Annotated in this window: 16 protein-coding genes; 10 read left to right on the top strand and 6 right to left on the bottom strand. The window is 66.7% G+C overall.

All coding sequences use genetic code 11. The features are described from left to right. The first annotated feature begins 10 nt into the window (after window positions 1-10). The 4 genes from CAG33_RS14640 (at window position 11) to CAG33_RS14625 (ending at window position 2,732) form a co-directional block, all read left to right on the top strand. Complete coding sequence (locus tag CAG33_RS14640) at window positions 11-757, top strand: ABC transporter substrate-binding protein (protein ID WP_085638965.1); 747 nt, start codon at window positions 11-13, stop codon at window positions 755-757. A 141-nt stretch (window positions 758-898) separates the two neighbouring features. Further along, on the top strand, window positions 899-1,516 hold the full coding sequence (ribA, locus tag CAG33_RS14635; protein WP_085585896.1) for a GTP cyclohydrolase II: 618 nt from the start codon (window positions 899-901) through the stop codon (window positions 1,514-1,516). Further along, window positions 1,513-1,932: an MFS transporter gene (locus CAG33_RS14630; protein WP_085633564.1), complete on the top strand. Its 420-nt coding sequence runs from the start codon at window positions 1,513-1,515 to the stop codon at window positions 1,930-1,932. Before ribA ends, CAG33_RS14630 begins: the two co-directional genes overlap by 4 nt. Next, on the top strand, window positions 1,932-2,732 hold the full coding sequence (locus CAG33_RS14625) for a cobalamin-binding protein (protein WP_085585900.1): 801 nt from the start codon (window positions 1,932-1,934) through the stop codon (window positions 2,730-2,732). Before CAG33_RS14630 ends, CAG33_RS14625 begins: the two co-directional genes overlap by 1 nt. Before the next feature lie 154 nt (window positions 2,733-2,886). Here the strand turns inward: CAG33_RS14625 and CAG33_RS14620 are convergent, their stop codons facing one another. The 4 genes from CAG33_RS14620 to CAG33_RS14605 form a co-directional block, all read right to left on the bottom strand. Further along, entirely contained in the window at window positions 2,887-4,770 is a 1,884-nt protein-coding gene (locus tag CAG33_RS14620) for a TonB-dependent receptor domain-containing protein (RefSeq protein ID WP_085638962.1), read from the bottom strand. Window positions 4,771-4,914: 144 nt separating this feature from the next. Beyond that, entirely contained in the window at window positions 4,915-6,813 is a 1,899-nt protein-coding gene (gene dxs / locus CAG33_RS14615; protein ID WP_085638954.1) for a 1-deoxy-D-xylulose-5-phosphate synthase, read from the bottom strand. A 91-nt stretch (window positions 6,814-6,904) separates the two neighbouring features. After that, window positions 6,905-7,792, bottom strand: a complete 888-nt coding sequence (ispA, locus tag CAG33_RS14610; protein ID WP_085638951.1) for a (2E,6E)-farnesyl diphosphate synthase — start codon at window positions 7,790-7,792, stop codon at window positions 6,905-6,907. After that, window positions 7,789-8,031 (bottom strand): exodeoxyribonuclease VII small subunit, encoded by a 243-nt coding sequence (locus tag CAG33_RS14605; protein ID WP_085585908.1) that lies wholly within the window; start codon window positions 8,029-8,031, stop codon window positions 7,789-7,791. Before CAG33_RS14605 ends, ispA begins: the two co-directional genes overlap by 4 nt. Before the next feature lie 467 nt (window positions 8,032-8,498). Between CAG33_RS14605 and CAG33_RS14600 the strand changes: the two genes are divergently transcribed. Genes CAG33_RS14600 through CAG33_RS14585 form a run of 4 tightly spaced genes read left to right on the top strand, consistent with a single transcriptional unit; the run spans window position 8,499 to window position 16,240 of the window. Further along, window positions 8,499-9,290: a YfaP family protein gene (locus CAG33_RS14600; RefSeq protein WP_085585910.1), complete on the top strand. Its 792-nt coding sequence runs from the start codon at window positions 8,499-8,501 to the stop codon at window positions 9,288-9,290. Between the two features lie 37 nt (window positions 9,291-9,327). Continuing rightward, window positions 9,328-11,034 carry a DUF2138 domain-containing protein gene (locus tag CAG33_RS14595; RefSeq protein WP_085585912.1) on the top strand — a complete coding sequence of 569 codons (1,707 nt, stop codon included), beginning with the start codon at window positions 9,328-9,330 and terminating at the stop codon, window positions 11,032-11,034. Beyond that, a complete protein-coding gene (locus CAG33_RS14590) occupies window positions 11,004-11,669 on the top strand; it encodes a DUF1175 domain-containing protein (RefSeq protein ID WP_371856128.1) in 666 nt (221 codons plus the stop codon). Before CAG33_RS14595 ends, CAG33_RS14590 begins: the two co-directional genes overlap by 31 nt. Further along, window positions 11,666-16,240 (top strand): alpha-2-macroglobulin, encoded by a 4,575-nt coding sequence (locus tag CAG33_RS14585; protein ID WP_085638948.1) that lies wholly within the window; start codon window positions 11,666-11,668, stop codon window positions 16,238-16,240. Before CAG33_RS14590 ends, CAG33_RS14585 begins: the two co-directional genes overlap by 4 nt. Here the strand turns inward: CAG33_RS14585 and CAG33_RS29045 are convergent. Next, a complete protein-coding gene (locus CAG33_RS29045; RefSeq protein WP_371857682.1) occupies window positions 16,233-16,535 on the bottom strand; it encodes a hypothetical protein in 303 nt (100 codons plus the stop codon). The two genes, CAG33_RS14585 and CAG33_RS29045, sit on opposite strands and share 8 nt — an antisense overlap. On the opposite strand from CAG33_RS29045, the gene CAG33_RS14580 reads away from it, so the two are divergent. Both CAG33_RS14580 and CAG33_RS14575 read left to right on the top strand, forming a co-directional pair. Next, window positions 16,419-17,861, top strand: a complete 1,443-nt coding sequence (locus CAG33_RS14580; protein WP_371857681.1) for a DUF2300 domain-containing protein — start codon at window positions 16,419-16,421, stop codon at window positions 17,859-17,861. The genes CAG33_RS29045 and CAG33_RS14580 overlap by 117 nt on opposite strands. A 3-nt stretch (window positions 17,862-17,864) precedes the next feature. Continuing rightward, window positions 17,865-18,677: a YfaP family protein gene (locus CAG33_RS14575; protein ID WP_085632393.1), complete on the top strand. Its 813-nt coding sequence runs from the start codon at window positions 17,865-17,867 to the stop codon at window positions 18,675-18,677. 935 nt (window positions 18,678-19,612) lie between these two features. Here the strand turns inward: CAG33_RS14575 and CAG33_RS14565 are convergent. Continuing rightward, window positions 19,613-20,356 (bottom strand): helix-turn-helix transcriptional regulator, encoded by a 744-nt coding sequence (locus CAG33_RS14565; RefSeq protein ID WP_085632389.1) that lies wholly within the window; start codon window positions 20,354-20,356, stop codon window positions 19,613-19,615. Between the last annotated feature and the right edge of the window lie 173 nt (window positions 20,357-20,529).

The raw sequence follows: 20,529 nt of genomic DNA, 5'->3' as shown, positions 1-20,529 counted from the left end.
GGGACTAAGGATGGCTCGACGCTGGTTGGCGCTGTTGGTTGTTGTCTGGCTCGGTTTCGGGGGCGCTTGCCTGGCCCGGGCCGAGGATGCACCGCCTGCGGTCATTCACCTGGCCAGCGAGGAATGGGAAGACTACACCGCCGCCGACGGCCACGGTCTGGCCTGGGACGTGCTGCGGCTGGTGTTCGAGCCGGCCGGCGTGACGCTGGACATCCGCACCGTGCCGTACACCCGTTCGGTGGGGCTGGTGCAGCTCAAGGAGGTCGACGCCCTGGTCGGCTCCTACCGCGATGAAGCCGAGCAGGTGCTGTACCCGCGCTGGAACTTCGACTCCGACCACATCTACGCCCTGGGGCTGGCAAGCAATCCGGCGCCGACCCAGGCCTCCCTGGGCAAGTACCGCCTGGCCTGGGTGCGGGGCTACCGCTACGAGAACTACCTGCCCAACATCAAGCGCTACAACCAGATCGAGCGGCGCACGGGGATCCTGTCGATGCTCAAGCAGGGGCGGGTGGATTTCTACATCGATGCGCTGACCGAGATCGAAGCGGTGCTCAAGGACGCCGACGATCCGGCGCAGTACCGCTATTCGCATCTGGCGGAGCTGCCGCTGTACCTGGGGTTCGCCGACACACCCCAGGGCCGCGCCCTGATGGCGCTGTATGACCGGCGCATGGAGCAGTTGGTCAAGACCGGCGAGCTCAAGGCGGTCTTCGAGCGCTGGAAGCAGCCGTATCCGTTCGATCCGAACGGCTGACGTGCCCGCCCTCGCCACGACCATCCTCGCATCAAACTTTTTGATGAATATGGCCGACAATTCAGCCTAAGCGTCTGTCGGAACCTGCTGTTACAATGCCGCCCAGCGAATCTTCAGACTTTTCAGATCAGGAGCACACCGGTGCCTGTCGTTTTTGTCGCCGCTTCCAAGCTGCCAACGCCTTTTGCGCAATTCACCATGCACGGTTTTCTCGATGAAGCCACCGGCCGCGAGCACGTCGTGCTGAGCCTGGGCGAGATCGCGGACGGTGCCCCGGTGCTGGGCCGGCTGCATTCCGAATGCCTGACCGGCGATGCCTTGTTCAGCCAGCGCTGCGACTGCGGTTCGCAACTGGAAGCCGCCCTGCGCGCCATCGCCCGCGAAGGCCGTGGCGTGCTGCTGTACCTGCGCCAGGAAGGCCGCGGCATCGGCCTCTTGAACAAGATCCGCGCCTACGAACTGCAGGACGGCGGCGCCGACACCGTCGAGGCCAACGAGCGCCTTGGCTTCGCCGCCGACCAGCGCGACTACGCCATGTGCCTGCCGATGCTGGAGCACCTGGGCGTCAAGTCGCTGCGCCTGATGACCAACAACCCGCGCAAGGTCAAGGCGCTGACCGACATGGGCATCGTCGTCGCCGAGCGCGTGCCGCTGCACACCGGGCACAACCCGCACAACAAACTCTACCTGGCGACCAAGGCCAGCAAGCTCGACCACATGATGGGCAACGAGCACCAGGGCGAGGTCGACCGGGCGTGACCCGCGGTCAGGTGCGTCGCCGCCTGTCGGTGGCCTGGTGGAAATACCTGGCGCTGGCGCTGCTGCCGCTGTTCGTGATCAACGGCGTGTTCGGCCAGGGTGAGGCGGTCTTGCCGGTGCTGGCGATGCCGCTGTTCATCGCCGGCGTGGCGTCGATGTTCGTCAGCCTGAAGTTCTTCGGCCGCTACAAGCATGCGTTGATCGCCACCCAGAAATCCCTCGACACCCCCGAAGAGCCCGGCGCGTGGATCGCCTTGGCGGCCCGTCGCCGTACGGCGTTCCTGGCGGCGGCGTTGCCGGCCTGGATCGGCGCGCTGGCGGTGTTCGTCGGCCTCGAAGCCGTGCCGCTGATGCTGCTGGCGCTGTCCACGGCCGTGCTGTTCTACCTCTACCGCATTCCGCGTCAGCTCGGTTGATGCGGCGCCTCTGGCTGGCGGTTCTGCTGCTGGCCGCCAGCGGCGGGGCCCTGGCCGACCTGCGGGTGGTCAGCCTCGCGCCTTCCCTGTCGGAAATCGTCGTTGAACTGGATTCGGCCGACCTGCTGGTGGGCGTGCTGGATGCCGGCGAGCGGCCGGACGCGCTCAAGCAAGTGCCTTCGGTGGGGCGCTACGGGCAGCTCGACATGGAGCGCTTGCTCAGCCTCCAGCCCGATTTGCTGCTGCTCTGGCCCGGCAGCGTCGGCCCGGCCCAGCGCGAGCAGCTCAAGCGGCTGAACATCCCGACCTTCGTGGCCGAACCCCACAGCCTTGACCAACTGCTCGAACAGATCGATGCCATCGCCCGGCGGCTTGGCCGGCCGGAGCGCGGGACAGAACGGGCGGCGGCATTGCGCAAAGACCTTGAAGCGCTCCGCACGCGCTATCGCCGGGAAAGCCCGTTGCGGGTGTTCTATCAGGTCTGGGACAAGCCGCTGTACACCGTCGGCGGCGGGCAGATCATCAGCGATGCGCTGGCGGTGTGCGGTGCCCGCAACGTGTTCGCCGACCTGAGTTTGCCGGCGCCGCAGGTCAGCGTCGAGGCGGTGCTGCAGCGCGATCCCGAAGTGATCCTGGCCGGCGAGCAGACGCAGCTCGATGCCTGGAAAGCCTGGCCGCAGGTGGCGGCGGTGCGTCAGGGGCAATTGCTGCGGGTGAGCGACAAGGGCCTTGAGCGGCCGAGCGGGCAGATGATCGAAGCGACCGCCAAGCTCTGCCGGTTGATTGCGCCCGGGCGTTGAGGCTTTTGCGTAGCGGTGCCCTGGGTGGAGCCATCGCCAGCAGGCGGGCTCCCACAGGGGATCTCGGTTGTACGCAGAATCTGCGGTCACCGCGAAAACGGTGGGAGCCAGCCTGCTGGCGATAGCGGCAGTCAAAACCCCGCCGCAGTTCCGCTCAGAGCTGCGGCGTCCAGGTCACTGCGAACATCCACGCCCGGCCTTCCTCGCGGTAGCCGTACTGGCTGCTGCCGTGGCTGTACAGCACCCGGCTGTAGTCCTTGTCCAGCAGGTTGTCGACCTTGAGGTCCAGCTTGATCTCCCGGCTCAGCGCCCAGCTGCTGCGCAGCCCGAGCAGGCCATAGCCGCCCAGGGCATGCTGGTTGTTCAGGTCGTCGTAGCTGCCGCTGACCGCCTGCCAGGAGGCGCCGAGGCCGAGCCGGTCGAATTGCCGATCCAGGTCCCAGCTCAGCGTGCGGCGGGCGCGGCGGGCCAGGGTGTGGCCGCTGTCGCGGTCGCGCGGGTCGATGACCGCCACGCCGAGGTTGCTCTGCCAGCCGTACAGTTCCTGTTTCAGCGCCGCTTCGAAGCCGTTGATCCGCGCCGAGGCGACGTTCTGCGGCCGTGAGTTGCTGCCGGAAATGATCGCGTCCTCAAGGTCGGTGCGGTACAGCGACGCTTCGAGGCGGCTGCTGTCGCTCAACTGGCTGCGCCATTGCAGCTCGTAGCTTTTCGAGGTTTCCGGTTTCAGGTTCGGGTTGCTGAAGCCCGGGTAGTACAGGTCGTTGAAGGTCGGGGCGCGGAAGCCTTCGCTGTAGCTCAGCAACAGGTCGTTGTCCGGGTTCACCGGCACGGTGAGGGTGCCGCTCCAGCTGTTCTGGCCGCCGAACTGCTGGTTCTGGTCGCGGCGCAGGCCCAGTTCGGTGGAGAAGCTGTCGGCCTGGTAGCGGTGCTGGATGAAGGCGGCGCGGTTCCAGCGGCTGTCCTCGTCGAACGAGGTGCTGCTGTTGACCCGGTCTTCGTACCAGTCGCCGCCCAGGATCAGGCTGTTGCGGGCGTCGAGGGTCAGGTCGTTCTGCCAGTTCACCGAATCGCGGTAGGTGTTGAACACCGAGCGTTCGTCGCTGAGCTTGTCGAGGGTCTTGTCGCGGTTTTCGCTGTGGCCCAGCTCCAGGCGGGACTTCCAGCGCTCATTGAGCCGCGCGTCCACGTAACCGCTGAAACTGCTGACGGCGAAGTCGCTGTAGGGCTGCTGCTGATAGCTGGTGTCTGTCTGGAAGTCGTAGCGGCCGAACGGGCTGTCGAATTCGTTCTTGCCGCGGTTGTCCAGCAGGTTGGCGCCCACTTCGACGTCGTCGCTCAGGGCGTGGCTCAGGCTCAGGCTGAGGGACTGGTTGCGGTAGGCGTCATGGTCGCTGTCGCTTGAGTACGACTCATGGGTGCGGTCGATGCCGGCAGTCTCGTCCAGGCTCGCGCCGAGGTTGAAGCGGGTTTTCTCATCGCCGCCGGACAGGCCGAGGCTGCGCTCCCAGGTCTGATTGCTGCCGAAACCGACATGCATCCGCGGCTGCAAGCCTGGCTCGGCGCCGCGCCGGGTGAAGATCTGGATCACCCCGCCGATCGCATCGCTGCCGTAGATCACCGAGCGGGAGCCGCGCAGCACTTCCACCCGCTCGATCTGTTCGATGTTCAGGTGCTGCAGGTTGCTGTCACCGGAGGTGGCGTTGCCGATGCGCTGGCCGTCCACCAGCACCAGGCTCTGGGCCGATTGGGTGCCGCGGATGTAGATCCCCGGCTGGCTGCCGCGCCCGCCTGACTGCGTAACCTGCACGCCCGGCACCCGTTGCAGCAGGTCGGTGACGCTCTGCGGCTGCAGGCGCTCGATGTCGTCGCGGGTGAACACGGTGTTGGCGGCGCTGCTGTCGTTGCGCGCCTCGACCTGGCGGTTGGCGCTGATCAGCATGTCCGGCAGCTTCAGGGCTTCGTCGCGTTCGAAGGCGTCGGCGAATGCCGGGCTGGCGGGGAGCAGGAGGAGGGGCAGGGCGAGGCGCGAAAACTTCATGGGCAGTCCATTGGAGACAACATTTATGACACCGCAAAACACTGTGGGAGCGGGCTTGCCCGCGAAGGCGTCGGCACATTCAACGCAGATGTTGGATGTGCCGGCCTCTTCGCGGGCAAGCCCGCTCCCACAGGGAGGGTGTGTTCAGCGGTCGAGCAGTTGCAGGCGCTCGCGCACCGCCGCTTCGATCCCGGCCTCGTCCAGCCCGCACTCGGCGAGCATCTGCGCCGGTTTGGCGTGTTCGACGTAGATGTCCGGCAGGCCCAGGTGCAGGATCGACCTGAGCACGTTCTCGCGGGCGAGGAACTCGCTGACTGCGCTGCCGGCGCCGCCCATCACCGAGTTCTCCTCGATGGTCACCAGCAGGTCATGGTTGGCGGCGGCTTCGCGCACCAGCGCTTCGTCCAGCGGTTTGACGAAGCGCATGTCGATGACCGTGGCGTCCAGTTTCTCGGCGACGTTCAGCGCCTCGGCCAGTTGCACGCCGAACACCAGCAGGGCGACCTTGCTGCCCTCGCGGCGCACCACGCCCTTGCCGATCTCGATCGGTTCCAGGCTCTTCTCGATGGTGGCGTTCGGGCCGGTGCCGCGCGGGTAGCGCACCGCCGCCGGGCCGTTGTACAGGTGGCCGGTGCTGAGCATCTTGCGCAGTTCGTTCTCGTCGCTCGGGGTCATGATGACCATGCCCGGGATGCAGCGCAGGAACGACAGATCGAAGCTGCCGGCGTGGGTCGGGCCGTCTTCGCCCACCAGGCCCGCGCGGTCGATGGCGAACAGCACGTCAAGGTTCTGCACCGCGACGTCGTGGACCAGTTGGTCGTAGCCGCGCTGCAGGAACGTCGAGTAGATCGCCACCACCGGTTTGGCGCCTTCGCAGGCCATGCCGGCGGCGAGGGTCACGGCGTGCTGTTCGGCGATCGCCACGTCGAAGTAGCGCAGCGGGAAGCGTTCGCTGAACGCCACCAGGTCCGAGCCTTCCTTCATCGCCGGGGTGATGCCCACCAGGCGCGGGTCGGCGGCGGCCATGTCGCACAGCCATTCGCCGAACACGCCGGAATACTTCGGCCCGCCGGCCTTCTTCGGCGCAGCGGCCGGGGCGTCCAGCGGTTCGAGCTTGGTGATGGCGTGGTAGCCGATCGGGTCGACCTCCGCCGGAGCGAAGCCCTTGCCCTTCTTGGTGACCACGTGCAGGAACTGCGGGCCCTTCAGGTCGCGCATGTTGCGCAGGGTGGCGATCAGGGTCGGCAGGTCGTGGCCGTCGATCGGGCCGATGTAGTTCCAGCCCAGCTCTTCGAACAGGGTGCCGGGCACCAGCATGCCCTTGGCGTACTCTTCGGTGCGGCGGGCGATCTCCCAGGCGCCGGGCAGGCGCGACAGCACTTTCTTGCTGCCTTCGCGCATGCTCGCGTAGGTGCGGCTGGAGAGGATCTTGGCCAGGTAATTGGACAGGCCGCCGACGTTGCGCGAGATCGACATGTCGTTGTCGTTGAGGATCACCAGCATGTTGGCGTCCACTTCCGGCGCGTGGTTCAGCGCCTCGAACGCCATGCCGGCGGTCAGCGCGCCGTCACCGATCACGGCGATCGCCTTGCGGTCGCTGTTCTGCAGGCGGGCGGCGATGGCCATGCCCAGCGCGGCGCTGATCGAGGTGCTGGAGTGGCCGACGCCGAAGGTGTCGTACTCGCTCTCGGAGCGGCGCGGGAAGGCGGCGATGCCGTCCTTCTGGCGCAGGGTGCCCATGCGCTCGCGGCGGCCGGTGAGGATCTTGTGCGGATACGCCTGATGGCCGACGTCCCACACCAGCCGGTCGTCCGGGGTGTCGAACACGTAATGCAACGCGATGGTCAGCTCGATGACGCCCAGGCCGGCACCGAAATGCCCACCGGTCTGGCCGACCGTGTAGAGCAGTTCCAGGCGCAACTCATCGGCCAGGGTCTCCAGCTCGGCTTCGCCTAACCGGCGCAGGCCGTCCGGCGTGTTCGCGCGGTCGAGCAGGGGCGTGGTCGGGCGCTTGCGGGGAATCTCATGAAACGTCGTGGGCATCAGGCGAATCGTTATAGGTATAAAAGATGCGGCAGTTTACCTGATGCATCGCCCCCTGCCCACGCGTAGGTCCTTTTTGGCGGATCTGCCGTCAGTGGCGGCGCTCGACGATGTACCGGGCCAGGTCGCGCAGCGGCTCGGCGGCCGCGTCAAACGGTCGCAGCGCGTGCAGGGCCTGATCGCGCAGTTCCAGCGCATAGGCCTTGGCCGCGTCGAGGCCGAGCAGGGCCGGGTAGGTCGGCTTGTCGCGGGCGATGTCGGCGCCCTGGCGCTTGCCGAGGGTTTCGGTGTCGCTTTCGACGTCGAGGATGTCGTCCTGCACCTGGAACGCCAGGCCGATGGCCTGTGCATAAGTCTGCAGGGCCTTGAGCACGTCCTTCTCGGCGCGGCCGCTGGCCAGGGCGCCGAGCCTGACGCTGACCTCGATCAGCGCGCCGGTCTTGTGCCGGTGCATCTGCTCAAGGGCCTTCTGGTCGAGCTTGAGGCCCACCGAGCCGAGGTCGATGGCCTGGCCGCCGACCATGCCGGCGGGACCTGCGGCGTGGGCGAGGGCGGTGACCATCTGCAGGCGGATGTCGGCGCCCAGGTCGCTCAGGCGCGGGTCGAGCAGGGCGCTGAACGCCAGGCTCTGCAGGCCGTCGCCGGCGAGGATCGCGCAGGCTTCGTCGTACTTCTTGTGGGTGGTGGGCTGGCCGCGGCGCAGGTCGTCGTCGTCCATCGCCGGCAAATCGTCGTGCACCAGCGAGTAGGCGTGGATCAGCTCCACCGCGCAGGCCGCGCCGTTGGCCTGTTCGGCCTTGCCGCCGAGGGCTTCGCAGGCGGCGTAGGCCAGCAGCGGACGCACGCGCTTGCCGCCGATCATCACGCTGTAGTGCATCGCCTCATACAGGCGCGCCAGCTCCGGCAAAGGCGCCTTGAACAGGATCTCCAGCGCCGCGTTGACCCGTGCCTGGCTGGCGGCCGAATACGCGGCGATCATTCCGGCAAGTCCGCATCGAACGGGGCTTCGGCCAGTTCGCCGTCGCGCTCCAGCAGGATCTGCACCTTCTGCTCGGCCTGGGCCAGCGCCGCCTGGCAGTCGCGGGTCAGGCCGATGCCCTGCTCGAAGGCGGCCAGCGAGTCCTCCAGCGACAGTTCGCCGTTCTCCAGACGCTCCACCAGCGTTTGCAGGTCGGCGAGGGACTGTTCGAAATCCAGTGCAGCTTTTTTGCGGGCCATGGCGGCGGTTTCCGGTAGACGTTAAACCGGCGCGACACTAGCAGATAGGGGGGGCAGGGGCAAATGAGCGGGGCGTTCCCCATGGCGAGGGCGCGTGTTCCCGCCGGGCTGCGCAGCTGTCCCGGGCGTGGCCGAATTCAGGGCCGGATTCTGGGGTTCGGGGTCGATTCGCAACCTGATGGGAGCGAGCTCTCTTGCTGCGAATTGATGTGCTTTGGCTGGGCAAATGTTTATTCGGCTCATTTCGTGAGCCGAATAAGTCCGCTATTCGGCTCACGCACCGTAAATGTGCGTGATTCTTGCCGCAAATCCAGATGTGTCCGATTGTTAAACAACGGCCGAATCGTTAATCTTCGCGCCTTCTACGTCCCCGTTTTCAGGGGCTTTCAGACGAAACGCAGTACGCGCCACTGTGAAGCGCCGAGGATCGGGCGCAAGGTTTCGTCAGGCATGGCAGGAGGCATCACGTGCGTTCGTTTCTTTTGCTGCTGATCGGGTTGGTCTGCGCGCCCGCGCTGCTGGCTGCGCCGAGCGCCGAGCTGTCGGAGCCCCAGGGCGGCTGGCGCTACCACGGCCTGCTCGACCGCACGGAAAACCCCCAGGTGGCTTACCCCACGCCGCCCATCGACCGCGGCATCCAGCGCAACCGCACGATGATCCAGGGCCAGCTCAAGGCCCTCGGCCACCAGCGCGGGCCGCATACCCTGGCGGTGAACGGCAATCCGCTGAACCTGTACACCGACGATGACGGGCGTTTCGCCAGGCCCTACGCCTTCGGCGCCGGCTCCAACAGCGTCGAGGTGCGCAGCGCCGAAGGGCAGTCGCTCAAGCGCGTCCAGTTCTATGAGGCCAACGACCTGCGCACGCCGGCGCGGATCCGCGTGGTGCTGGGCTGGGACGACCCCAAGGCCGAGCTCGACCTGCACATCGTCACGCCGGACGGCCAGCATGCCTTCTGGGCGCGCCCGGCCTTGAGCAACGGCGGCGGCCTGGATCCGGACGGCGTCGACGGCCCGGGCCCGGAAATGTTCACCATGACCGCGCCGCTGCACGGCACCTATCTGGTTTACGTCAACTATTGGGGCAACTTCGGCGACGGCGGCTATAACTTCGAGGAGGCCAGCAACCAGAACGAGGTCATCACCTCGCAAATCACGCTGGTGACCCAGGAAAACACTGTCGACGAAAAACGCGAAACGTTCATCGTGCCCCTGCGGGCGATCGGTGATCTGCTGCTGGTCAAGACTTTCAACTATTAAGCATCCCGTCCACGGATGAATCTCGGGTTTTGTGAACATGAGTGATAACGCTGCTTCTCCGGCCGTCCCGACACCGACCGGCCAACCTTCCCGGCGCTGGCCGCTGCTGCTGGCCGGGCTGTGCCTGGTGGCCGGCGTGGCGGGTGGCCTGGGCTGGCTGCTGCACAAGCCCAAGGCGCCGCCGGCGGAACTGGCGAGCGACAAGCTGGGCATGAGCCGTCCCGACGCGCTGCTGGAGACCCGCTCCCTGAGCCAGTTGCCCAAGGACCTGTTGGCGGTGCCGTTCCTCAAGGCCACGCTCACCGAGGATTTCGTCTTCTATTACGAGAGCCATGCCGACCGCCTCGGCCTGATCGGCAGCCTGCGGCGGATCGTCTACGAACATGACCTGAAGCTGCAGGACAGCCTGATCGAGCAACTGTTCGACCAGCCGGCGGACGTGGCGCTGTGGCGCGGGGCCGACGGCCGGCTCAAGGATTTCCTGCTGGTGATGGACCGCGGCGGCCTGGCCAAGGTGCTGGAGCCGCTGGCGAAAGTGGCGCTGGACGACTCGCAGCTGGGCCAGTTGGGCGAGCTCAAGGTCGGTGGCGACACGGTGCCGCTGTACCAGCTCAGCTACAACGCCGGCAAATCGCTGCTGTTCGCCTCCCATGGCGACAAGTTGGTGGTGCTGTCCAACCCGGCCAAGTACTACGACCCGCAGAGCGGCGCGTCCGAGGAGTCGGGCCACGTGTCGCCCGAAGCGCTCGCGGCGTTGCTGGGCGGCCAGAAGCTGTTCCCCGAGGCCTTCGGCCTGGCAGCCAAGGCGCCGGAGATCAAGCAGCGCCTGTCGGTGAACGCCAGTGTGCTCGCGATGGGCTACCAGCGCTTCATCCCGAACTTCGCCGGCCTGCGCTTCGACATGGACGACAAGGGCTGGCACAGCTTCCTGGCCATGGACGAACTCGACAATCAGCCGGACTTCGACTTCAAGCCGGTGTGGCAGGCCATGCCCTTGGGCGCCAGCGCCTGCGTGACCTTGCCGGTGGCCGCCGAACCGCAGAAACCGTTGCTGGTGAAGCTGGGCGCCGAAGAGGCCGCCGCACAGAAACTCACCGAACACGTGGCCGGCGCGGCGGGGCTGTGCTGGTACGCCGATTCGCGGCTGTACACGCCGCTGCTGGTGGCCAGCCTGAACGACGGCGACAAGCTCGACGGCGACCTCGGTGCGCTGTTCGGTTCGATGGTCGGTGCCTATGAAGGCAACGTCGACGAACACGCGTTCCCGGTGGTGGAGAAGCAGGAAGGCCAGAGCCACCTGTGGCAGCGGCAGGTCAGCTCGAACTTCGGCCCCTATGCGGCCAAGGACGCCGAGAACCCCGACGCCATCACCGGCCGCGCCTTCATGAAGGTCAGCCTGGCGCGCCACGGCTCGACCCTGTTGTTCTCCCTCGACGACAAACTGGTCGACAAGGCCCTCGGCACCCTCGACAAGCGCTTCCCGCCGATGGCCGACGTGCTGCCCAAGGATGTGCTGATGCCGATCTACTTCGGCCCGGACTCGATCGCCCAACTGATGCAGCAGGAAACCCTCGACAGCCTGCCGCAGGACATGGAGCCGGTGTTCTACAACGCCGCGCAGACCTACCTGATCCCGAAACTGCGCACCCTCGGCGGCTACGGCAAATACGCCCTGACCCTGCCTGAGGGCAGCGAGCCCGACGGCCACTGGCAATGGCTGCCGCTGGAGTGGAAAGCACTGTGACCGGACTGATCCGCCGCCTCGGCCTGCTGGCGCTGCTGTTCTGCGCCGAGGCTGGCGCCATGGAAACCCCTGCGCTCGATCCGCAGCAATCCCAGGTGTTCCGCGCCTGGTTCGTGCGCATCGCCCAGGAACAGCTGAGCCAGGGCCCGAGCCCGCGCTGGTATCAGCAGGACTGCGCAGGGCTGGTGCGTTTCGCCGCCAACGAAGCGCTGAAGGTGCATGACGACAAGTGGCTGCGCAGCAACGGCCTGTCCAACCGCTACCTGCCGCCGGAGCTGGCGCTGAGCGCCGACCAGCGCAAGCTCGCCCAGCAGTGGCAGCAGGGCGGCGGCAAGGTCGGGCCCTACGTCAACGCGATCAAGCTGATCCAGTTCAACAGCCGCCTGGTGGGCCGCGACGTGTCCCAGGCGCGGCCGGGCGACCTGATGTTCTTCGATCAGGGCGACGACCAGCACCTGATGATCTGGATGGGCCGCTACATCGCCTACCACACCGGCACCACCACCCCAACCGACAACGGCATGCGCTCCGCAAGCCTGCAACAACTCATGACATGGAAGGACACCCGATGGATTCCCGACGCAGCCAACCCCAACTTCATCGGCGTCTATCGACTGAACTTTCTCTCCCAATGACCGGTGCCCGCATGCTGCGCATTTGCTCGAAAATCCCTCTGCTGCTGGCGCTGCTGCTGCCATTGGCGACCGTGAACGCCGAAGACACCGTGGCCCCCAGCGGCTACACGCCGGTGGCCGGCGAAAGTTTCTTCCTGCTGGCCGACAGCAGTTTCGCCAGCGACGAACAGGCGATGGTGCGCCTGGAAGCGCCGGGCCGCGATTACCGCAGGTTCCGCATGGAGCCCTACGGCGGCGCCGATATCCGGGTGTACCGGATCGACAAGCCGCTGGACTTCCTCAAGCGCCAGAAGAACCTGCACCGGGTGGTCAGCGACGGCCAGTTCAAGGGTGAGGGCCTGTCCAACACCTTGGCGTACATGTGGGACAACTGGTACCGCAAGTCCCGTCGGGTGATGCAGCGGGCGTTCTCCTACGAGTCGCGCAAGCAGGTCACCGACGAGGTGCCGGAACTGAAGATGGGCAACGCCATCGCCGCGCCGACGCCGTATGACGCCCAGCCGCAGTTCGCCCTGATCCCGGGCCTGCCGGTGGTCACCCAATTCCGTTATCCGCTGTGGCAGGCCAAGCCGATCCAGCCGCCGGAAGGGGTGAAGCTGGCCGGTTCGTCCAGCGAGTTCGTCAGCGTCGCGCCGGGCAACGTCTACATTCCGCTGGGCCAGCTGAAGCCGGGCCTGTACCTGGTCGAAGCGCTGGTGGGCAAGTACCGGGCGACCACCATGGTGTTCGTCTCCAACACCGTGGCGGTGAGCAAGATCGCCGGCGACGAGTTGCTGGTGTGGGCGGCGCGCAAGCATGAAGGCAGTTCGGTGGCCAAGGCCAACGTGCTATGGACCGACGGCCTGGGCGTGATGAGCAGCGGCGCTACCGATGCCGATGGGTTGCTGCGTCTGAAGCACGTCAGCCCCGAGCGTTCGTTCGTGATCGGCGAAGACGAAGAGGGCGGGGTTTTCGTCTCCGAGAACTTCTACTACGACAGCGAGATCTACGACACCAAACTCTACGCGTTCACCGACCGGCCGCTGTACCGGCCGGGGGACTGGGTGTCGTTGAAGATCGTCGGCCGCGAGTTCAAGAACGCGCGGGACTCGGTGCCGCCGGGCGCGGCGGACGTCAGCGTCAGCGTGCTCGACGCCACCGGCACCGAGCTGCAGACCCTCGACCTGAAGCTCGATTCGAAGGCCGGCACCCAGGGCCGCTTCCAGTTGCCCGACAACGCCGTGGCCGGCGGTTACGAGCTGCGCTTCAACTACAAGGACCAGGCCTACAGCAGCGCCTTCCGGGTGGCGGAGTACATCAAGCCGCACTTCGAGATCTCGCTGAACCTGGCCAAGCAGGATTACCGCACCGGCGAGCCGGTCAAGGGCAGCCTGGTGCTGCTCTACCCGGACGGCAAACCGGTGGCCAACGCCAAGCTGACCCTGAGCCTGCGGGCCCAGCAGCTGTCGATGGTCGACAACGAGCTGCAATACCTGGGGCAGTTCCCGGTGGAGCTGACCAGCACCGAACTGACCACCGACGGCAAAGGCAACGCGACCCTGGACCTGCCGGCCGCCGACAAGCCGAGCCGCTACATGCTCACCGTGTTCGCCAGCGACGGCGCGGCGTACCGGGTCAAGACCACCAAGGAAATCCTCATCGACCGGGGCGCGGCCAGTTTCCGCCTGAGCGCGCCGCAGCGGTTCAGCGCGGCGGGCGACAAGGTCGCGTTCAGCTACGTCAACGAGGGCGGCAGCGAACCGGCCAAGGCCGTGACGCCGAGCGGCTACAGCTGGGTGCGCCTGGAAGACCAGAGCACCGGCGAAGGCAAGCTGGCGGCCAGCGACAAAGGCTTCAGCCTGGCCTTCGAGCGCCCGGGCACCTACAACCTGACGCTCAAGGACCAGCACGGCCGGGTGCTCGGCGCCACCGGCCATTCGGTGACCGGCGAAGGCGTGAAAGCAGTGCCGGGCACCGTGGAGATCGTCCTCGACAAACCCGAGTATAAGGCCGGCGACGAAGCGCTGGCGCTGATCACCTTCCCGGAACCGGTCAGCGATGCGCTGCTGTCGCTGGAGCGCGACAAGGTCGAGGCCACTGCGCTGCTGGCCAAGGGCGGCGACTGGCTGAAGCTGGAAAAGCTCAGCGACACCCAGTACCGCGCGCGCATCCCGGTGAAGGACACCTTTGCGCCGAACATGACCTTCTCGGCGCTGTACACCAAGGGCGGTCAATACAGCTTCCAGAACGCCGGGATCAAAGTGGCCGCGCCGCAGATCGACGTCGCGATCAGCACCGACAAGCCCGTTTACCTGCCGGGGGACACGGTGACGGTGGACCTGTCCACCCAGTTCGCCGGCAAAGCGGTGCCGGCTCACCTGACGGTCAGCGTCGTCGATGAAATGGTCTACGCGCTGCAGCCGGAGATCGCGCCGACCATCGACCAGTTCTTCTACCACCCGCGCCGCAACAACGTGCGCACCAGCGCCAGCCTGTCGTTCATCAGTTACGACGTGGCGCTGCCGGGCAGCCCCGGCGCACCGGGCAAGGCCAACCGCAGCGAGCGCGGCGTGAAGGTGCTGGAGCGTCCGCGCCGCGAAGACGTCGACACCGCCGCCTGGCAGCCGGAGCTGTTGACCGGCGCCGACGGCAAGGCCCGTTTCACCTTCAAGATGCCGGACTCGCTGACCCGCTGGCGCATCACCGCACGGGTCATCGCCGACGACGGCCTGGTGGGGCAGAAGAAGCAGTTCGTCCGCTCGGAGAAACCGCTGTACCTGAAGTGGAGCGGGCCCAGCACGTTCCGCAAGGGCGACCGGCCGCAACTGGGTGTGTTCGCCTTCAGCCAGGCCGAGAAACCGGTCAAGGCCGAATTGGTGACCCGTTACGCCGGCACTGAGCAGCGCCTGCCGGTGACCCTCGACAACGGCATCAACTACCTGCCGCTGCCGGCGTTCGCCCTGGCGACCGGCGAGTGGACGGCGGAGCTGGTGCAGGACGGCAAGACCGCCGACTCCCTCGCCGTGCGCCTGACCGCGACCGGCGAAGGCTGGCAGGTCACCCAGACCCAGAGCCTGGACGTGGCCGCCGGCGACACGCCGCTGAGCCTGCCGGCGGACGCCACGGATATCCGCCTGCGCCTGGATGACAGCCCGCAAGCGCTGTTCCGCTCGGCCCTCGACGATCTGCTGAGCTACCCGTACGGCGGCGTCGAGCAGACCGCCAGCCGCCTGCTGCCGCTGAGCATCGCCTATCCGTCGCTGGCGTCGAGCCCGCAGATCCGCGACCGCCTGCGCCTGATCATGCAGAACAGCCGCCTGCGCCTGGTGCAGATGGCCGGGCCGTCGGCGAGCTTCACCTGGTGGGGCTTCGACGGTGAGCCGGACGCGTTCCTGACCGCCTACGCCTACTACGCCGACTGGAACGCCAGCCAGGCGCTGGCGCTGACCCTGCCGCCGGAGCACTGGCAGCGGGTGCTGGAGGTCTACGCCAAGCAGGCGCCGAACACGCCGCTGCTGCAACGGGCGCTGATCCTGTCGTTCGCCCGGCAGATGCACTTGCCGGTCAACACCTTGCTCAGCGGCCTGATGGACGATTTGGCCAAGGCCGGCGAAGGCAATGCCGAAACCCTGCTGGACGACGGCGAGGACAGCCTGGTGATGGACGATCCGGATTCGGCGCTGGGGCTGGCGGCGGCGCGGGTGCTGACCGCCTCGTTGGCCAAACAGGTGAAAGTCGCGTTGCCGGAAGCGTTCAACCGTCAGGTGGACGCGGCGCAGCAACGGCTCGCGGTGAGTTCGCAGCCGTTCGCCGAAGCCCTGAACCTGTCGCAGCAGGCGTTCGATCAGGCGCGGGCCAAGGCGTTGCTGCAACGCCTGTTGCCGCAGCAATCGACCCTGGAGCGCGCATTGGCGCTGACCTGGCTGCAACGCAGCATCGAGCAGGCGTCGCCGACCATCGCGCTGGCGCCGGGCGAAGGCTGGAAGAAACAGTACGGTGCGAGCGGCGAGATGTTCTGGACCTGGCAGGGCGCCGCGCCGGTACCGGCGGTGCTGTCGGTGTCCGGCACGCAGGAGCGTCCGCTGCGTGCGGCGTTGAGCTTCAAGACCGCGCAACCTTCGGTCGAGCCGATGGCCGTGACCGTCACCCGGCGCCTGTCGCGCCTGGTGCCGGGCGACGAAGCGTTCACCTTCAAGCTGGAGCCGGTGGGCACCAAGCCGTTGTCCAGCGACAGCCTGTACCTGGACGAAGTGATCCTCACCGGCAAAGCCGCCCGACCGCTGCGCTACGGCATGCTCGAAGTGCCGCTGCCGCCGGGCGCCGATGTCGAGCGCACCACTTGGGGCATCAAGCTGCAGGGCAAGGACGGCACCGAACCGACCGCCCTGGAGAAGGCCCGCTTCGAACCGGGGCAACTGGCCTACGCGGTGCCGGTGGATGCCCTGAGCGGCGAACTGCGCCTGCGGCATCTGGTGCGCTTCTCGCAGAAGGGTCAGTTCAACCTGCCGCCGGTGCGTTTCACCCAGGTGTACGCGCCGCAGCATCAGGCCCAGGAAGCGAAAGCGGCCCTGGGTCAGGTCACGGTCAACTGACATGAGCCGGCCGCTGGTCTGGCTGCTGTTGTGTCTGGTTCCTGCGCTGGCGACGGCGCAGGACGAGCCGTTGCGCCTGGCGTACAAGGGCGAGCTGCTGTCGCTGAACCGCACGCAGCTGATCAGCCGTGAGCCGTTGCCCGAGACGTTGCAGGCGCCGCTGGGCAGCCTGTGGAAACTGTTCGTCTACGCCTGGCTGGCGGACACCGGCGCCCAGGAGCCGGCCTATGAATGTCGCGGGCAGTCGAAAGAGGAAGTCTACTGCTGCTCCGCCGGCGGCAAGGTCGAGCGCGATCAGGCGTTGGTGAAGTCCTGCGGGCTGTATTTCGAGCCGGCGCGGCTGGGCATTTCCGCTGTCGATTGGCGTAGCTACTGGCAGGCGCACAACGCGCCGGGATGGTTGCTGGACCTGCCGTCGGTGCAGCCGGCGCAACGGGTTCTCGTGGCCGAACTGCTGCGGGTGCTGGCCTCCGTTCCCGCCCAGGCGCAGATGCGCCGGGTACTGCTCGATGTGGTGCTGGGCGCGGCGGACGGCAATGCCGTCGGCGAGCTGGGCGCACGCCTGCGGGTGAAGACCTGGAGCTGGCTCGGCGACCGGGACGCCGCGTCGAGGCAGGGCGGCTTCGCCGGCTGGACGGCGGACGGTACGCCGGTGTGGGCGGGCGGGCGCGGCACCAGCCAAATGGTGTTGCGGCACTACGGGCAGGCGCTGGCTTCGGTGCTGCCGGCTGCGTGGCCGGCGGAGTCCGGGCGTTGCGTCGAGGTGGGGTTGTTCTCGCGCTACCCGCTTGCGCGCGTGATGTCGGCGGGGCAAGCCGTGGCCTCCGGCCCGCTGACGGGCGACTACCGCGTCGAGTTCGCCAACGGCAATGCGCTGGATATCCACAGCGCTGGCGAACTGTTCCTGCTCAACGACAGGCTGGTGGCGCGTCTGGATCGGGAAGAGTACGTCGCCCGCGTCCTCGACCGCGAAGCCAAGCCCGAGCCCGCCGAAGCCGCCAAGGCCCTGGCCGTGGCGATCCGCACCTACCTGCTGCAGAACGCCGCGCGCAGCGGCGAATGCCTGAGCATCGACGACAGCAGCAACCGCCAGCGGGTGGCGCCGCGTCCGGCGTCCGCCGAGTCACGCGGGATCGCGGCGTGGACGGCGGACCTGGTGCTGGCCGGCAGCACCGTCACCTACCACTCCGACCAGCCGGGCCCGGACAGGCTCGCCTGGCAGCAGGCCGTCGAACAGGCCAACGCGGGCCAGCGCTATGACGCGATCCTGCTGCACGCCTATCCGCGCGCCAGCCTCAGCCGCTGGGACAACCCGGTCGCCTCCTGCGAGGCGCTGCCCGCCGCCCAGGACTGGCTGCAGAAGCAGCGGCGCGGCTGGCGCCCGAGGCTGGAAGGCGAAACCGGCTACAACGAGGTCAGCACCTTTGCGGTCTGCAAGCTCGCGTTCGGAAGGCCGTTCGTCGACCGCGAACGCCAGCGCATTTATGTTCGCGGCGTCCTCACCCTGCAGGACCGCCTCGACCTGACCCACGAATACCTGCACCTGGCCTTTGAGGCACACCCCAACGGCCAGGACGAAACCTACATCGAAGGGCTTGCCCGTCACCTTTTGCTGGAATAGACCATGACACTCCGTTATCCACAGGTCTTGCTGTTGCTCTGTGCCTTCGCCGCGCTGTCGCCGGCGACGGCCGCCGACGGCGTCAAACTCGACAGCCCGGTCGGCGGCTGGCGCACCGGCGCTCCGGAGGGCGAAGGCGAAAGCTTCCGCCAGACCGTCAACTACCCGGCCTCGTCGGTCAACACCAAGGCCGGCCAAGCCAATACCGCGCGCATCAGCGGCCAGATCAAGGCAGCGCCCAAGGGCAACGCACCGGGACGGCTGATCGTCAACGGCGTCAGCATGCCGCTGAAGATCGATGACGCCGGCCGCTTCGACCGCCCGTTCTCCTTCCCCAACGGCAGCAACAGCGTCGAAGTCCGCAGCCCCGACGGTCAGCAGCGTCACCGCACCCAGTTCCTCAACGCCAGCGGCGGCGCCACCCCGGCCAAATTGCGCGTGCTGCTGGCCTGGGACAGCGACGGCACCGACCTCGACCTGCACCTCGTCACCCCCGACGGCGCCCACATCTGGTACGGCGACCGCACCGCCCCCAACGGCGCCGCCCTCGACGTCGACGTCACCACCGGCTACGGTCCGGAAATCTTCGCCATGCCCGCGCCGATCAAGGGCCAGTACCTGGTCTATGTGAACTACTACGGCGGCGGCTACCGCGGGGGCGACGAAGGCGGCGACGAGGCGGTGCAGCCGCTGACCACGGCGCAGGTGACGGTGATCACCGAAGAAGGCACGCCGAGCGAGAAGATGGAGACGTTCGTGGTGCCGATGCGGGCGGTGGGGGAACTGACGCTGGTGAAGTCGTTCAGTTATCCGTGAGCGCTACCTGATCAGTCGGGAAACACACCACACAAAGCGTTGCCCCGGTAACCATGAACGATCGGGCCGAGCATCATGAAAGGCCCGCAAGCGTAGAAAGGGGATGGAACCGATTGTTTCGTGTGGAGAAGCACGGTCTCATTCCCGGATTGGTCATTGCCGAAGGCCTGCTCCTCATAGGACGCACACACCGGCAGCTTCAGCGGCACTGGCACCACCAGTGCCCAGACGGTCACCCCGCACCATTCACGGGAGGGTGGCGATTGCTCTGTTCTGCTGATTGGCGGCGCAACGAACCGGGCGCTTTGCGCTCGGTAGGCGTCAGTCTGGATTGTCGACTTTTCCGGTAGCGATACGACTGCACCGACGCAACCTGAAAGACACAGGGTTGTTGCGGCGCAGGCAGCCATCAAGCGAAGGCGTGCGGTAGGGAGCATCTATGCTGAACATCCTTGGGGTGGGATTCGGCGTTTGTCCTTCTGTTTCGTCAGACGCCATTCTGAGGCCGGCAGTGGCGGCTGAAGGTTAATCAGCCCCTATGCGAGGCGCAAGCGGCCCGGCCCCTTTCAGGACGTTTCCCACAAGGGGCAGGCAAGCGGCTCGAATGGGCGTGGCTTTTCGGCAGGCATTAAAAAGCCGGCTTGTGGCCGGCTTCTCGGGGACTGGCTTGGCCTATTTTTGGTAAGCCGCGCCAGCCTTCAAAACGTACACCCGGATCTTGCGTCCGGCTGTGGGACTTGGTCAGACAGTGGTCTGCCGCGTCGGGCGTCATCCGGGCCGCTGGGCGGGCCGATGCGCTGAGGTGGGGCGCAGGATACTGAGTTTTGCGGGGGATTCCCAGCCCGGAGTGCGGAATAGAGCGATCCAATCGGGAGAAATCCGGCTTTTGTACGGTTTTCCAGGGACTCGTCGCAGGGGCGGCGGGTGCCCGGCGCTCAGAGGAACGGCACCACCGGCCGGCGCTTGTTCAGGGTCGACCACCAGAACACCCAGCCCAGCACGTGGATCCGCTGCTCTTCGATCTGGGCGGCGCGGAAGATTTCGTCCGGGTACTGGGCGCTGTTGTGGCTGCGCAGGCGCAGGGCGTTGCCGGGCATGCGGTGCAGGTACTTGATGCGCAGCATGCCGTCGTGCTCGATGGCGTAGATTTCGCCGTCCACCACCTGGGTGAGGCTGCGGTCGATGGCGAGGGCGGAGCCGTCTTCGATCTTTTCGGCCATGCTGTTGCCGATCATGTGGGCGCAGATGGCGTCGGTGTGCTTGATCTCCAGGGCGTCGAGGTGGCTGCGTGGCAGGCGGACGGTCTGGTCCGGGTCGCGGATGACGTGGGTCTTGCCGGAACCGGCGGCGGTAGGGACTTCCTTGTAGAGAGGCAAGGCGATGTCCAGGTGATCGACCACGGCGTAGACGCCGCGCAGGGCCTGGGCGTCGAGGGTGTCGCCGGCGTCGGGCGAGCGCACGCGGGTGGAGTCCTTCGGGCCTTCGCCGGTCTTGAGCCAGTCGCTGTTGACCGACAGCAGGCGCGCGACTTCTTCCATGCGGTAGGCCGGTACGCCGCGGGTGTACCAGTTATGGATGTTTTGGGCTTCCGTGCCCCAGAACCTGGCGAATCCCGTGGTGGTGATGTTCGCAGCTTCCAGGAGTGCCTTGAATCGTGGACCGCTAGTGTTCTTTCTCATGAACACAGAGTCTACGGCCGTGCCAGAGCGGTTTGAATAAACCGGCCGTTCAAAATGGGCGGCAATTTAAGACCGGATGTAAGTTGCATTTTGGAAAGTTTAAACAGCCGGCAACCGTGGCACCTTGTGTTAAACGCGCTGTTGAAAAGCCGGATCGACAGGCACAAAAAACC

It is taken from the genome of Pseudomonas sp. B3(2017) (genome assembly GCF_002113595.1).
Lineage (GTDB): Bacteria > Pseudomonadota > Gammaproteobacteria > Pseudomonadales > Pseudomonadaceae > Aquipseudomonas > Aquipseudomonas ekonensis.
Note: the sequence above shows the minus strand (reverse complement) of the source record. Positions and strands in the feature narration are given on the sequence as shown.